13 protein-coding genes, 5 tRNA genes and 1 pseudogene (1 of these 19 running past the window's edge) are annotated in these 15,412 nt (G+C 36.7%); 2 read left to right on the top strand and 17 right to left on the bottom strand.

What is annotated here, in order from left to right; translation table 11 throughout:
* Window positions 1-4: 4 nt before the first annotated feature.
* Together DQM95_RS00725 and ispE are read right to left on the bottom strand one after the other, a co-directional pair.
* A complete protein-coding gene (locus DQM95_RS00725; RefSeq protein WP_037593002.1) occupies window positions 5-448 on the bottom strand; it encodes a zinc-dependent MarR family transcriptional regulator in 444 nt (147 codons plus the stop codon).
* A gap of 60 nt (window positions 449-508) precedes the next feature.
* Window positions 509-1,360, bottom strand: a complete 852-nt coding sequence (gene ispE, locus DQM95_RS00720; protein WP_012657664.1) for a 4-(cytidine 5'-diphospho)-2-C-methyl-D-erythritol kinase — start codon at window positions 1,358-1,360, stop codon at window positions 509-511.
* Between the two features lie 208 nt (window positions 1,361-1,568).
* On the opposite strand from ispE, the gene DQM95_RS00715 reads away from it, so the two are divergent.
* Window positions 1,569-2,549, top strand: coding sequence for a polyprenyl synthetase family protein (locus DQM95_RS00715; RefSeq protein ID WP_037593003.1), 981 nt, complete (start codon window positions 1,569-1,571; stop codon window positions 2,547-2,549).
* A 31-nt stretch (window positions 2,550-2,580) separates the two neighbouring features.
* Here the strand turns inward: DQM95_RS00715 and cydC are convergent, their stop codons facing one another.
* The 9 genes from cydC to DQM95_RS00675 form a co-directional block, all read right to left on the bottom strand.
* Entirely contained in the window at window positions 2,581-4,326 is a 1,746-nt protein-coding gene (cydC, locus tag DQM95_RS00710; RefSeq protein ID WP_037593005.1) for a thiol reductant ABC exporter subunit CydC, read from the bottom strand.
* Complete coding sequence (cydD, locus tag DQM95_RS00705; protein ID WP_037593006.1) at window positions 4,319-6,037, bottom strand: thiol reductant ABC exporter subunit CydD; 1,719 nt, start codon at window positions 6,035-6,037, stop codon at window positions 4,319-4,321. The genes cydC and cydD overlap by 8 nt, the downstream gene beginning before the upstream one ends.
* Window positions 6,037-7,056, bottom strand: coding sequence for a cytochrome d ubiquinol oxidase subunit II (gene cydB / locus DQM95_RS00700; RefSeq protein ID WP_012657660.1), 1,020 nt, complete (start codon window positions 7,054-7,056; stop codon window positions 6,037-6,039). The genes cydD and cydB overlap by 1 nt, the downstream gene beginning before the upstream one ends.
* Window positions 7,056-8,483 (bottom strand): cytochrome ubiquinol oxidase subunit I, encoded by a 1,428-nt coding sequence (locus DQM95_RS00695; protein ID WP_012657659.1) that lies wholly within the window; start codon window positions 8,481-8,483, stop codon window positions 7,056-7,058. The genes cydB and DQM95_RS00695 overlap by 1 nt, the downstream gene beginning before the upstream one ends.
* 81 nt (window positions 8,484-8,564) lie before the next feature.
* Complete coding sequence (locus DQM95_RS00690) at window positions 8,565-9,776, bottom strand: NAD(P)/FAD-dependent oxidoreductase (RefSeq protein ID WP_037593007.1); 1,212 nt, start codon at window positions 9,774-9,776, stop codon at window positions 8,565-8,567.
* A 32-nt stretch (window positions 9,777-9,808) separates the two neighbouring features.
* A complete protein-coding gene (locus tag DQM95_RS00685; protein WP_037593008.1) occupies window positions 9,809-10,708 on the bottom strand; it encodes a prenyltransferase in 900 nt (299 codons plus the stop codon).
* 210 nt (window positions 10,709-10,918) lie between these two features.
* Entirely contained in the window at window positions 10,919-11,965 is a 1,047-nt protein-coding gene (locus tag DQM95_RS00680) for a zinc-binding dehydrogenase (RefSeq protein WP_012657656.1), read from the bottom strand.
* A gap of 260 nt (window positions 11,966-12,225) precedes the next feature.
* Window positions 12,226-12,456, bottom strand: coding sequence for a hypothetical protein (locus DQM95_RS10015; protein WP_170123114.1), 231 nt, complete (start codon window positions 12,454-12,456; stop codon window positions 12,226-12,228).
* Window positions 12,457-12,790: 334 nt separating this feature from the next.
* Complete coding sequence (locus DQM95_RS00675; RefSeq protein ID WP_037593009.1) at window positions 12,791-13,240, bottom strand: pyridoxamine 5'-phosphate oxidase family protein; 450 nt, start codon at window positions 13,238-13,240, stop codon at window positions 12,791-12,793.
* Between the two features lie 649 nt (window positions 13,241-13,889).
* On the opposite strand from DQM95_RS00675, the gene DQM95_RS00670 reads away from it, so the two are divergent.
* Entirely contained in the window at window positions 13,890-14,411 is a 522-nt protein-coding gene (locus DQM95_RS00670) for a PepSY domain-containing protein (RefSeq protein ID WP_003105760.1), read from the top strand.
* Between the two features lie 201 nt (window positions 14,412-14,612).
* Here the strand turns inward: DQM95_RS00670 and DQM95_RS00665 are convergent.
* From DQM95_RS00665 to DQM95_RS00640, 6 genes and pseudogenes are all read right to left on the bottom strand, one after another.
* Window positions 14,613-14,989: pseudogene (locus DQM95_RS00665) on the bottom strand (helix-turn-helix domain-containing protein); the annotation flags it as partial.
* Between the two features lie 71 nt (window positions 14,990-15,060).
* A tRNA-Leu gene (locus tag DQM95_RS00660) sits at window positions 15,061-15,144 on the bottom strand.
* Between the two features lie 22 nt (window positions 15,145-15,166).
* Window positions 15,167-15,238: transfer RNA gene (locus DQM95_RS00655), tRNA-Gln, on the bottom strand.
* A gap of 8 nt (window positions 15,239-15,246) precedes the next feature.
* A tRNA-His gene (locus DQM95_RS00650) sits at window positions 15,247-15,319 on the bottom strand.
* Window positions 15,320-15,330: 11 nt separating this feature from the next.
* Window positions 15,331-15,401 (bottom strand) — tRNA-Trp (locus tag DQM95_RS00645).
* A gap of 5 nt (window positions 15,402-15,406) precedes the next feature.
* A tRNA-Tyr gene (locus DQM95_RS00640) sits at window positions 15,407-15,412 on the bottom strand; it runs 75 nt beyond the window's last position.

The following is a 15,412-nucleotide window of genomic DNA, read 5'->3' as shown; positions in this document are numbered from 1 at the left end:
TTAATTACCTTTCTAACTCGTCTGAGAAAACTGATAAGAATTTATCAATAACAGCCTTTTCCTCAGAAGAAAAGCTACTTAAAAGCTTTGTATAAACATTTAAGGTTTCATCATGATGCTGTGTGTGCTCCTCAGCAATTGGCTTAGCAGCTGGTGTCAATTCAAAATAGGTCACACGCGCATCTACAGTATCTTTTATGGCTGACAGCATCTCATGTTTCATTAAACTTTTGATGGCTTTGGTTACCGCAGCCTGACTGATATTTAGTTTTTTAGCTAAATCAGTATTGGTTAATTGTTCTTGAGACAAAAGCATTAAAATATGCTCTTGTGTGTTGGTTAACTTCACATGACTTTGACAAGCACCAAATAACAATTCGTGTTGATTTTCAGCTTTTAACAAAATCTGATTGACCAATTGATCAATCTTGCTTTCTAATTTTCCCATACCATTCCCCTTTTTCTTAACCAGTTAATTATAGCAAATTGCCTCCGAAGAAGCAAATCATTAAAGTGTTCTCACTTTATACACTTCTTTACAAAATCCTTTAACACTATTGAAGACACGATTAGCCTGTTTCTCCGTTTGACATAAAGCAAAAACAGTTGGACCACTTCCAGTCATCAGCGCCACATCTGCTCCTGCCGCAACCATCTTATCTTTCACTTTTTGAATAAACGGTTTCCGAGCAATGGAAATATCTTCCAAAGCATTGCCCATATGTGTGATCAAATCTGAGTAATTATTTCCTTCAAGTGCATTAACAATAGCGGAAATATCTACTCTGGAAATGACATCGCAATCAATTTCTGGAAAAACAGTTCGTGTGGAAATCCCAAAATCTGGTTTAACTAATACAACCCATGACGATAATTTTCCATCAATTAATTCTATCCGATCACCTTTGCCACCAATCTTGGCACAGCCAGCCTGAATGCAATAAGGAACATCACTACCAATGGCAATGCCAATAGCAATCATCTCTTCCATGGACAACTTTAAATCCCAAAGTTGGTTTAAAGCTCTAATGGTTGCAGCTGCATCACTAGAACCTCCACCCATACCAGCACAAACCGGAATTTTTTTGTTCAAAAGGATTGATACCCCTTCTGAAATAGCATATCGACTTTTTATCAGTTTCGCTACTTTATAGACATCATTTTTCTCATTGATTGGCATTTTGGGACAATCGGATTCGATCATAATGACATCATCTTTTAAGGGTGACACTGTCACATAATCACAGAGATCAATACTAATCATGACCATTTCTAAATCATGATAGCCATCTTCCCGCTTTCCTAAGACATCCAAACCTAAATTGATCTTGGCAGGAGCCCGTTCAATGATTGATACCATATAACTCCCTCACTATCCTATAATCTATCTTAAAATATACACAATCTTTCTTAAAAATTCAAATAATGGTGTCTTATACACATTCCCTTAATTTAAAAATATGGCTTTCTTCTCCTCCCATAGAAGAAAGTTTGTAAAAGATTATTCTAGCCATAACCCTTTAATTACGGTAAAATAGAAAGGTAATTGTAGTCAAGGAGAAGCCAACATGCCAAGTTACTGGAGTCAATACCCAGAGATAGAAAAAGAGATTAAAGCAATCACACAATTAATTGAAAACAGGGTTCAGGTTCGCAATACTGAAATCGAAAAGGCAATTATTCAGCTTAGCCGAGCCGGAGGTAAGTACCTCAGGCCTGCCTTTTTCTTTCTCTTCTCTAGCTTTGGTCCATATCAACAAGAGCGCAAAGAACAACTCCAAAAGATTGCTGCTTCACTCGAAATTCTCCACATGGCAACACTGGTTCACGATGACGTTATTGACGATTCTCCACTACGTCGCGGAAACCCTACAATCCAAACTCAGTATGGCAAAGACGTTGCCGTCTATACTGGCGACTTTCTCTTCACCGTCTTCTTTGAACTTATTCTCGAAAGCATGTCCAACACTCCCTATATGGCTATCAACGCCAAATCCATGAAAAAAATTTTGGTCGGTGAATTAGATCAAATGCATCTCTATTTTAACCAAAAGCAGTCTATCAGAGACTATCTCCGCGCCATTTCTGGGAAAACAGCAGAGCTCTTTAAACTAGCCAGTCAAGAAGGTGCCTATTTTAGTGGAGCAGATGAAACCGTAGTGCGCTTAGCTGGTAGAATTGGCTACCATATCGGCATGACATTTCAGATCTTAGATGACATCTTAGACTATACAGCAGATCAAAAAGCCTTCAACAAACCTGTCCTAGAAGACATCTCAAATGGTGTCTATAGTTTACCACTACTCTTTGCCTTGCGAGAAAATCCCTTTGCCCTCAAACCCCTCTTAGACAAAAAGGAAAGCATTAGTAGCCAAGAATTAAAAGAAGTGGCAAACTTGGTCATTGCCAATAAGGGCGTGGATCAAGCAAAAGACTTGGCCCGAAAATACACTCAAAAAGCGATTGACGACATTGAAAAACTACCAAAATCGAAAGCCAAAAAACAGCTCTTACAATTAACCAATCACCTCTTAAAACGTAACATCTAAAAAAGCTATTGGAAAGTTTTCCAATAGCTTTTTAAAGGCCATCGTCAATCGCCTTTAATTGGCGATAGCGTTGACTAGTTGTTAACAATTCCTGTGGACTACCAGAAAGTTCAAGCTGCCCTTTTTCAATGAAAATCACCTGATCAGCATGTTCAATACCTTTAAGGTGGTGAGTAATCCAAATAAGAGTTTTACCTTTTAAGACCTCCATAAAAGTATCTAGCAGTCTTTTTTCCGTTACAGGGTCAAGACCAACCGTTGGCTCATCCAAAAGAACAATTGGAGTATCTTGTAATAAGATTCTAGCTAAAGCCAAACGATGGCGCTCGCCACCTGAAAAACGTAAACCGGCTTCGTCTACCATAGTCGCCAAGCCATGAGGTAATTTTTCCACCATAGCTTTGAGTCCAACACGCTCTAGAACCTGCCAAACATCTTCTTCAGTAGCCTCTTGATTACCAATACGAATATTGTTTAATAGGCTCGTATTAAATAAGTAAGGAGCTTGCTGAATGACACCTATGTAATCCGAAATGGTCTCACGCAAATCGTTCACGGGAATTCCCGAAAGTTTAACCTGACCACAACTCGGAAGCAAATCTCCCCTTAAAAGACTTGCCAAGGTACTTTTACCCGAACCACTTGCCCCTAAAATAGCCAGACGGTGACCTTGAGGAATGGTCAAAGAAAGATCTTTTAAAACAGGCTTAGACGTCTGATCATACGAAAAGGAAAGATTTTCTATCACTAAATCATAAGGAGCCTTAGGTTTTTCGGCAGTTGCCAAAGACTGAGTCTTTTCAGGAAGTTCATTCAAACGGTGAAGCGAGTCAGCATAACTATTGGTTTCTTGCGCAGCGCTTGATAGACCAACAAAGGCATCAATCAAGGGAAAAACAGAAAGAACAAAAGCTGCAATCCAGTTTGCCGCACCACCATTTTTCCCTGGAAATTGATAACTAGCCCAAATCAAGACCAAGATTGTCAGAAGACCAAAAGCTAGCTCAAAAAGAAGATTTCGGAAATGATTAAAACGGCGCATCTTAGCTTGGATACTTGCTAATTCTTTTTCGGTCTTCTCATGAGAGTGCACATATTCTTGCCCACGTTGACTAAAAATCCAGTCCGAAATCCCTAAGACATTATCTGTCAAATCTGTATAAAGACGATTTTTGAGTAATTTTTCCTCTTGCTGACGTGCTCCATTTATGAGAACTGACCAAAGTGGAAAAACAAAGACCAGAACTCCTAAATAGATAAGAATCAATAGCGCAAACAACCATGAGAAAAAGCCTAGACCAATCACGATAAAGATATAAAAAACCCAAGCAATCACCGTTGGAAAAATGGTCCGCAAGTACAAATTTTGAATATGATTAATATCTTCAGCTAAAAGCCCCATGATATCACCGAGTCGGTGTTTTTGTTTCAGAAACACCGCATCTTCTTCCAAACGTGTATAAAGTTTGAGGCGAAGCTTTGACGTCATCTTTAATACCCAGTTGTGACTTGTTAATCTTTCTAAATAACGAAAGACAGGTCTCCCAATTCCAAAAGCCCTAGTCAATACAATAGGGATATAAACCAATAAAATATTACTTGGTAACGAAGCTGATTTACTGATTAAAAAGCCTGAATTGAACATCAAGGCACTGGCTGCAAAAAAGGTCAAAAAACCTAACAATAAGGCCAAAAGAAGAGACTTACGGTATTGTTTAAAATAGGGTTTGACCCATTGATCGTTTTCAAATTCTTTGACGATTGGTATCTTAATCATGGTTACCTCCCATGGCATTTTTTAGCTGATATAAGGCACCTTTTTGCGCCAATAAGTCCTGATAAGTTCCCTCTTCCACAATTTTACCATCTTGGATGACAAGGATGGTATCCATTTCTTTTAGCCAATGGAGACGATGTGTAGCAAATAAAACCAACTTGTTAGCCATCAAAGGAAGCATCTGCTCCTTCAATTCCAACTCTGTTTCAATGTCTAGATGTGCTGTTGGCTCATCAAAGAGTAAAATGTTTCTTTGTTTATCCAAAAAGGCGCGTGCTAAAGCGATGCGCTGAGCTTGTCCACCACTTAGAGGCCTTGCCCCATTTCCAATGATTGTATTTAAACCATTTGGCAATTCCTTCACTAATTCTGTTAGTCCTACCACTGAAACAGCTTCCTCTACCATTTCTGGACTGGCATTTGGGGTATAAAAACGAATATTATCAGCTAAGCTCATTTCAAAAACATAAGGAGATTGAGGAATGTATACCAACTGTTTTCGCCAAGCTTCCTGGTTCATGTTGGACAATGGGGTACCATTTATTTGGAAGTTCCCTGTACTTGGACTTATAAAACCACTCAGGAGATTAATCAATGATGATTTCCCTGAGCCACTCATTCCCACTATCCCAACTTTTTGGAGACCTTCTACTTTTAATTGAGGAATGTCTAGAACCTTTTGATTACCATAAGATAAACTTATTTCTTGCAAGAGCAACTGACTATTTTCCTGCCATTCCGGAAGCAATACTGGTTCTTGTAAGAAATCCTCTTTTTGGAGAATACTTTGTACAGCTTGAAAGGCATTTTTCCCATCCAAGGTGGCATGATAATCATTGGAAAAATCACGTACTGGAATGAAATATTCTGGTGCTAAAATCAAAACTGTCAATGCTGGAAACAAAAGCATCTGCTCATTTATCAAGCGCAATCCTAGCATAACAGCCACGATGGCTATTGATAAGGTTGTAAAGAAATCTAAGGCGAAGGTCGACAAAATTCCAATACGTAAAGCAGACATAGTGGCTTTTCGAAAGGCCTCACTACTGGTATAAATACTTTTAGCATAGCGTTTGCTGAGCCCGAAGAAGCGTAAGGTATCAATCCCTCTCAAGGAATCCAAAAAATGGTTGGAAAGTATTTGATAAGAGGCATATTGTTTATCTGCTTTAGCTTTAGCGGCTAAACCTAGAATCACCATAAAAAGGATGATTAATGGAAAAACGAGGAGAAGAATTATCCCTGATTCCAAATCCAAGTAAAAAATAAAAGCAAGGATGACAAAAGGAATAACAGACATGTTCATCATCTTATTCAAAACAAGATGGAGGTAGTTTTCAATTAAGGAAATACCATCCAAAGCCATGGTAATAACATTGCCAGACCCCTTTTCTTGAACAATATGAGGTCCCAATTGAAAGAGTTTGTGCAATAATTGTTGACGCAGCTCTTTAGCATGATGAGCTGAAAAACGATCCAACATATTATCTTTGACATAATTGATAAGGTGTCTTCCTAAATAAGAAAGACTGAAGAAAAGAATGGACATGACTTGTCTTTGCAATCCTAACCCTTGCCAAAGACCTGTAATAGCATGACTTAAATAATAGGCTTGCCCTATAATAAAGATTGCCTGAAGGAAATCCAATCCTGCAAGCAATCCTAATAGTTTATGAATACCGGACAAGCGCATAACCGCTTTATCTAGCATTATTTTTCCCCCGTCATAACTACTGGTAAAGTGATACGTTTTCTAAAAATATAGTATGCCCAAGCAGTGTATGCCAAAACAAAAGGCACCAAACTAATTGCAATAATAGACATGATTTTTAAGGTGTAAGGTGATGATGAAGCATTCTCAATCAACAAGTCATACTTAGAACTAATAGAACTAATCATTACTCTTGGGAAAAGACCTTGGAAAAGAAGTACAACTACAGTCACCAGACTTAAGCCACTTGCAAGAAATGCAGACATTTCTGCAGCTTTAAAGACAGAGATATGAGCAAAGACAGTTAGTGCTACAATAACAATCAAAAGTACCAAAGTGCTTAAGGCATGGTGCGTAAAGAAATCTGTTTTGAAGAATAACAGTACTGCAAAAGCAACCAAACCAAGATAAAGCACCCAATAGAGTAACTGTGCGTAATTATTTGCTCTACTACGAACAGGACCTTCCGTTTTCAAGGCAATGTAATTTAACCCGTGGAGGTAGGCCAAAAGAACCATAGCAACACCACCAACGATAGAAAAGAGATTAAAATAATCACCAAATTGAGCTGACATATTAGCTTTGGCATCCAACGGCATTCCTTGAACCAAACTCACAAACATAATCCCGAAGAAAAAGGGAACCATAGCTGAGCCAATAGACAAGGTCCAGTTCCAAATGTTCTTTTGACGAGCAGGAACATTATGCCTAAATTCAAAGGATACCCCACGAATAATTAAACCAAATAAGATAGCAAATAAAATCAGATAGTAACCACTAAACAATGAAGCATACCAATATGGGAATGAAGCAAACATGGCACCACCAGCTGTTAAAAGCCAAACTTCATTGCCATCCCAGACAGGACCTATCGTTGACACAATTTGATCTTTTTCTTCTTCATTATGAGCTAGTGTTTGAACAGCCATACCTACCCCAAAATCAAACCCTTCTAAGAAGAAGAAACCTGAAAAGAGTAGACCAATAAGGAAAAACCAGAAAAATTGTAAACCACTCATTAAAATGCTCCCTTCTCAAATGGATCCACTGAGGATTTTGCAAGGCCTTGCAATAGCACTTCTTCATGTTCAGGACCTTTTTGTAATTCTCGAATCACAAGGTAAACCATCATTGCACCTAAACAACTAAACAAAAGGAAGTAAACTGTATTTGAAAATAGTAATGAAGCCACTGAAACATTTGGCGAAACACTATCTTTAATTTTAAACAAGCCATAGACTGTCCATGGGTAACGACCTTGCTCTGTGATAATCCAACCAAAAGTATTTGATAGGAATGGTGCAACAGTTGTCAAAGCAACAATGGCAAGCATCCATTTATGATCATAAAGAATCGGTTTTTTAGGTCTTGTTAAGAAAAGTCCTAAAGCAGAGACACCAAGCATCATTGTTCCAAATGCTGCCATGGTACGGAAACCATAAAAAAGCAAATTAACCATTGGGAAATAATTATCCTGGCCGTACTTAGCGACTAATTCCTTATTTGCTGTATCCATACCTTTAACAGAACCTGATGGTTTGCCATAAGATAAAATACTTAACATATATGGGATTTTAATACCAAAGACTTGTTCTTTCTTGGCTTCATTTGCCCAAGCAATAACAGTCCAAGCGGCAGGATCCCCTGAATCCTCATAATCCCCTTCCATGGCTGCAAATTTCATAGGTTGATCATTAATCAAAGCTTTCATCTGCAAGTCACCTACGCCCATTACAGAAATGGATCCAAGTAAGCTGACTAATAAGCCTAAACGAAGAGATTTTTTGTAAATCTTTTGAACAGATTCTGTTAACTCTTCTTTCTTAAGTAGTTTAAAAGCTGACATGCCGGCAATCACGATACCACCCATTGTAATGGCACCTGTAATAACGTGACCAAATTCATAGCGGAACTGATGATTGTTAATAAGAGCAAAGAAATCCGTCATTTGAGCTCTGCCATTGACCACTTCATAACCAACAGGATGTTGCATAAAGCTATTGGCAATCAAAATCCACATCGCAGACATTAATGAACCAAATACAACCAACCAAATAAAGGTTACATGCAACTTCTTACTGATTTTCTTGTTATCCCATGTAAACATCCACAAGCCCAAGAAAGTCGATTCCATGAAGAAGGCTAAAAGAGCTTCTATAGCAAGAGGAGCCCCAAAAATATCACCAACAAAACGAGAATAGTCTGACCAGTTCATTCCAAATTGGAATTCTTGGATAATCCCAGTCACGACACCAACAGCAAAACTGAGGAGCATGATATTGCCCCAAAATTTTGTCATTTTTTTGTATTCTTCATTTTTAGTGACTACATACAAGGTTTCCATAATTGCAACAACGAAACAGGTTCCAATTGTAAATGGAACAAAGAAAAAGTGAAAGACTGTTGTCATTGCAAATTGAAACCGCGCTAATGTTTCAATAGTCATTAAAATTACCTCCAGTTTGATTGAGATTGTCTAGAAGGCAAATCCTTCCAAACAGGAAAGCTGATTAGCAGTAAAAGTATTTTAATGATAGAGGTCAAAACGACCTTTAGCCAATAACTCTTTTAAACCACCCATTTCAATCAATGATTTATTCATAATCCCTTTTTTTGCCACAGATGCTGGATACCCTTTTATTTTAGAACTTCCAACAAGACCAAAGGCATGGGTATTCCCAACAGAGGCTACCGTTCCTAATGACTTGTAACTAAAGTCTACTGGCGCTTCACCTTTTAATTGAAGAAGAAGATTTTTAGCAGCATGTGCCCCCATACGAGTTGCAATTTGTGCAGTAGTTGGATATGGACGATTTGACTCTGGATCCATAAGAGCTGAAACATCACCTAAGATATAGACATTATCATATTTAGGATCACGTAAATCATTGTTAACAATAACACGGCCACGACGTTCTGCAAATCCAGATTCTGCCATAACTGGGCTACCACTTACACCAGTTGTCCAAATGATTGTTTCTGCAACAATTGAATGACGTTCTGCATCTTCATCAGGACTAGTCACATAAACCACTTCACCTGGTTTAATTTCTTTGATCATAGAACCTAGCATCAATTGAACGCCAAGTTTTTTAATCAAATCAACCCCATATTGAGCCATTTCATCATCAAACATTGGCAAAATACGAGTTGCTGCTTCCACACAGATGATTTCAATTTGATTTTCACTGACACCTGCAATTTCTGCATAACGTTTTCTTTCGTCTACTAAGGCTCCCGCCAATTCGATTCCGGTAAAACCAGCACCACAGATCAATAAACGTAAGTAGTTTTTATCTTTTGTTTCACGATATTTTTCCATCATTTTAAGAATATGACGGTGAATATTCTCAGCAGATTTAATATCTACCATTTCAAGAGCATTTTCCTTAGCTCCGCTGATTCCGAAAGTTTCTGAACAAAAACCAAGTGCCACTACCACATAATCATAGTGAAGAGTGCCGTTAGCTTTTAATTCAACGGTATTACTTTCTGGATTTACTTTAACCACATCATCTTGAATAAAGGTTACTTTTTTAGGATTAATCACATCTTTAATAGAAAAAGAAATTTTTTCTTTTGGTTGAGAACCTGAAGCCACTTCGTGTAATTCTGTAGCTTCGTAATGGTATTCATTACGATCTACTAAAGTAATATGAAAATCACCAGATTGTTTTTGAAGCTGACGAACCGTTTTAAGACCAGCATAACCTGCTCCTAATACTAATACTTCTTGCATAATATCTATTTCTCCTTTAATAATATTATCTCTTAAAAAATGATACCAATCAAATAGCTCACTACTTGCGTTATTGAACCTAAAGCCAAAATACGTACTGCACAGATGAAAGTTTCTCTTTTAACTTGTTTTTCCCATAATAGTTTGGTTTGCTTGACAATAAAGGGAATCAAAAGCAAACAGAATAAAACTGTAATAGGAGCAAGTCCAAAAAGAAATTCTAATACAATAGCTATCATCGCAACACCATTGGAAAGACTAAACAAGAGCAATCCACCTTTTACCCCGGTATAATGCACCAGAGTATAGCGATGATTGCTTTCATCCTCCTCTTTATCACACAGATTGTTAGCTAACATTAAGTTAGCAATCCATAGGGTATTGGGAAGAGAAATCAGAAAAATATTTCCAAGTGTTTCCAAATCCCAAGAAAAACGTTGGTAGGTATTTAAATAGACACAGATTAAACTGATCATAAACCCCATCGTAAATCCAGAGAAAAATTCTCCAAGTGGTAAACTCGACAACGGTCTGGGACCATATGAATAAAGAATACCAACTGCAAAACAAAAAAGCCCCATAAAAAGAACTGGCCATCCCACCCAAAGGGTCAAAATGATTCCCAGAAAGGCTGAAATCGCTACAAATACAAACATTAACTTTTCAATCAAAGCAATAGATAGGTGTTCGCGACCAATAATATTTGTTTGCGCTTGATAATCTAAATTCACGGCATTCTTGTAATCATTGTAATTGTCCCACATATCCACAAACATATTGAAGAAAAACATGGCAACAAAGAAAATGAAGACAATCAAAGGATGTACCGAATCATAGTAATAATAGCTAAAGCATAGGCCAATAAGAAAAGGCAAGACACTAGCAGTTTTAGCTTTCATTTCAACAAGTTCTAAAAAAACAGGAATAGTCATGAAAGTTCCTTCTAATCGTTTATTCTTTAACCCTTATATTATACTCCAATTTGTTTCAAGAATAAAACAAATGATTTAGAAAAATTTCATTTTTGAGTCATTTTTGATTTTTTTCAAATCGTTCAAAATAAAAGGCATTCTTTGAAAATAGAATGCCTTTTTCTTATTATTTTAAATAGCTATTCCCAATAAAACTTCTTAGACGATTGCTTATTCAGCAATAATCAGCATTGATTTTATCGTTTTACGTTCTTGCATATCTTTGTAAGCTTGATTGACATCCGACAAAGCATATGTCTGGGTGAAGACACGTCCTGGATTAATATCCCCGTCGAGAACTGCTTTTAAAAGCACATTTTTATCATATGTTGTGACAGACGCAGATCCTCCTGCAACTGAAATGTTTTGCGCAAAGGTTGACCCTAAAGCTCTATTATTATAATGTGGAACGCCGACAAAACCAACTCGACCACCATTATGAAGGACACCTAAAGCCTGATCCATGGCTGCTTCCGTACCAACACATTCTAAGGCAGCATCCGCACCACCGCCGAGAATTTCCCTTACTTTAGCAATCCCTTCCTCGCCACGTTCAGCAACCACGGCCGTCGCACCTGATGCAAGGGCCATTTCTTGACGGTCTTTATGGCGACTCATTAAAATAATTTGAGAAGCACCCATCATCTTGGCAGCAATGACAGCACATTGTCCAACTGCACCATCTCCAATCACAACAACCTTATCACCAGCTGATACTTGAGCACACCGAGCAGCGTGATATCCTGTCGGCATAACATCGGCAAGGGTTAATAAGGATTTAATCATATCTTCAGAATAATCTGTAGGCTGACCAGGTACTTTTACCAAAGCCCAATTACCATAATGAAAACGAATATATTCTGATTGGAAACCATTAGACCAATTACTGTAACCAGGATGGTTATCACATGTGCCATCAAAGCCAGCTCGACAGGCATCGCATTCCCCACAACCATGGGTAAAAGGAACAATAACAAAATCACCTGGTTGAACTGTTGTGATTTCCGAACCGACTTCTTCGACAATACCTAAGGCTTCATGGCCATCATTGATGGAATGTGCTGCTTTTTTGTCCCCGTGTGAGTATGCCCACAAATCAGAACCGCAAACACAAGCTCTGACAACTTTGATAATCACATCATCATTTTCTTGGATGACAGGTTTGGCAATTTCTTCAACATGAACTAGGCCTGCTTCTTGGAAAATTGTTGCTTTCATATAATTTCTCCTTATACTTTACTAGTTATATTTTTTAATTATTCTGATAACTTAAATTAAGTATACACCTTGTAGTGGGCTCTAAGTCAAGTAAAACCTGTCTTTTTCTAAAAAATAAAAGGGCTAACTGATTCTCTACAGCTCAACCCTTTTAGGAAGTATCTCTTCACTTTTTATCCAATAGCTACAACCACTTGATGTTTGTTGAAGCCATACTCTTGCATCAAAAATTCTCTTAATATCTTGTCGTTCATCTTAGATTACACATTATAGGAGTTGTCATTACTTGTTTTAGAGACAATTCTAACCTTACCAACTCGCTTCTTTTTTTCTGTCAAGTCAATCTGATAATCAACATCATGGAAACTAACAACATATAAAGCCCCGACAGCCTTAACCGTATCAATATTTCCCTTGAATGAGAAGTAAACAAAGGCGGATAGAAAAGCTAAGTCAACAAGTCCAAAAAAGAGTTCTAATATATTTTTCATTCTCCTATACCTTCTTATATATTAATATAAAATGAAGTATATTCCTAACTAAATGGGAAAGCAAAGGGGTTAGATATTATATTCAACTAGGGATAAGGCTTGTTTTCTATTTGTTTTAAGCTAGAATTCTATAAAAATCACAAGAACGTGTATTGTAAAAAATAGGTTTACAAACTCAACTGAGCATTTTCAATTCATACAGATATTCTTGTCAAGTTTACCTTGTCCATCAAAGCCTAAGTAACTCTCTAGGTAAGCAAATTCATGGCAAATAATCTCAATATAAAAAGCAAGCCTAAATGGCCTGCTAAAAAAATATTTATAAAACAGTCTATTAAATTGCTCTAACGTACGATTCTCCCTGTCTACCTACTGAGTAGACATACTTATGTCCTTGGGTTAAACTATGGTAAAAGCCATCTCCATCGTAGATTTGGAAGACTTGCATACTATCACTTGATTCATCTTTATAGATGTAATCATAGTAAGGGTTATTGGCAAAAACTTTTTTAAGGTAATCATTTTCAACGGGACGAGCTAAGCCTTCAATCCGTATCACTTGAGATAAATATCCATCTTCAACCATTGCCGTTAGCGCAATACGCTGATTATTTGTTAATTGTTCATAAAAATGAGTTTTGGGACTGGTCATAAAGAAAATACCTTCCTCTGTCGCAGCCGTAATATGAGCATGACGGGCATGAGGATTACCATTCTTATCAATAGTTGCAAAAACACCAACTTTCATATCTTCAATAATTTGCATAATCTCATTTAATTCCATTATAAATTCTCCTGTAAGCGCTTTTCTTAAGTATATCAAAAAGACAAGGACTTGTTAAGAACAAAGTTAACTAGAGCCATAAAAGAAAAAGACAAGGTTTCTAAACCTTGTCTTTATAAGTATACCGGCGGCCGGGGTCGAACCGGCACGTCCGTGAGGACACTGGATTTTGAGTGCTACCGAGCTCTTTTTAAAGACACCAAACCATGATTTAACAAGGTTTGAGTTTTGGAAATCAACTTAAAAACTAAGTTATTTTGAGATTTTAGTAACTTTTTGGTTACCTATTTACATATACTAATAATAGAAAAACTATCCCAACTTTAATGGTTTTCTTTAAATACTAATGTTAACAAAAATAAAGCAGTTATAATTTAACAGGTAACGAAGCACTACTTTGTTCTTATACGTTTACTTGTATTATCAGTCAAAGCAATATTATTAGTGAACGACTTGATTTTTGGAGGAAAATGTAGGAATACAATAAATCAGCATATTAAACATTTATATATAATACTTAGTGAATGTTTTTACAATTTTTCAACATAATTTATAGCTATATCAACCGTCTTAAAAAGACCATATCACTTTACAGATAAGTGGTCACTTGGTATAATATATTTAAATTAAATATAGAAAAGGTGATTATATGAAAAAAACATTTACATCTACCCTAGTATTGTTATCAGCTCTAATGTTAACAGCTTGCTCTGAGAGCAATACAGGTAAAAGTATTTCTGAAGATAAAGCTACTGATATCGTTTTAAAAGATGCTAAGCTAACTAAAAAAGAAGTATCTAATTTCCAAATTAAGTCTGACAAAGAAGATGGTAAAGCTACTTATGAAATTGATTTTGATACAGACAAAAAAGAGTATGATTATACTGTAAATGCTGAAACTGGTAAAATTTTAGAAAAATCAACTGATAGCAAAGGATTGTCCGGAGCTAAAGATTTAACTAAGGACGCTATCTCTCAAGATAAAGCTAAGAGTATTGTTTTAAAAGATGCTAATGTTAAAGAAGAAGATACATCTATGATGTCTATTGAAAAAGATATGGATGGAACAACTAGCACTTATGAAGTAACTTTTACAGCTAACAATAAAGAGTATGAATACACTGTAAATGCCAAATCTGGTGAAATTATGGAAAAATCATCTGAAAACTAAGATAAGTTATAAAAAAACAACTCTAAAAATAAGGCAATTAAAAATACTCTGAGGAAATTTGACCTGCACCACAAAAGTTAAACTCAAGAAAAACACTCCTGATGAATTCTAGTAAAATAGAATCAGGAGTGTTTTTTTATGTTCAAAAAAGCTTGTGCGTTAGAAACAAAATTAGCATGTATTGAAATAAAAAAAACATGTACTCGGACATTGATTAGAATCAATGTTTTCTTTTAATACGCCAGCTACTTTGAATGATGGCTTTGTTTCGATTTTAATATTCATTTGACTTCTTCCTATTACTTTTAAAGCTAATTTCATTTTAGGAAATAACCTATAGTTTTTCCCTTCTCGAACTTCTGAGGCTGAATTCCCATGAAACTTTTTGAAAGCAAAACTAAGAGCATCAGCTGAATCATAATTATATTTCAAAGCAATATCAATTACTTTTTGATCAGTATTCAACAGATCATCTACAGCTAGTGTAAGTTTTCTATTTCTCAAGTATTCTGCCAAAGTAATTTCTGATAGAATCGAAAAAATCTACTAAATAGTGGATAGGAATAACCTGAAATTTTTAGTAACACTAAAACAAAATAAAAAAATTAAAACAAAAAAGACAAGGTCTAGAACCTTGTCTTTTCAAGTATACCGGCGGCCGGGGTCGAACCGGCACGTCCGTGAGGACACTGGATTTTGAGTCCAGCGCGTCTGCCAATTCCGCCACGCCGGCATTTCAAATTTTCATTTAAAAACTGGGGTAGCTGGATTCGAACCAACGCATGAGGGAGTCAAAGTCCCTTGCCTTACCGCTTGGCTATACCCCAATAAAATAGGCGAGTGATGGGAATCGAACCCACGAATGTCAGAGCCACAATCTGATGTGTTAACCACTTCACCACACCCGCCATATTCCAAACACGGGCAGTAGGAATTGAACCCACACTGAAGGTTTTGGAGACCTTAGTTCTACCTTTAAACTATGCCCGTTAGGATGGAAA

Origin of the sequence: Streptococcus uberis (assembly GCF_900475595.1) — a bacterium.
Classification (GTDB): domain Bacteria; phylum Bacillota; class Bacilli; order Lactobacillales; family Streptococcaceae; genus Streptococcus; species Streptococcus uberis.
The sequence above is the reverse complement of the archived record's forward strand: the minus strand, read 5'-3'. Positions and strand labels throughout refer to the sequence as shown.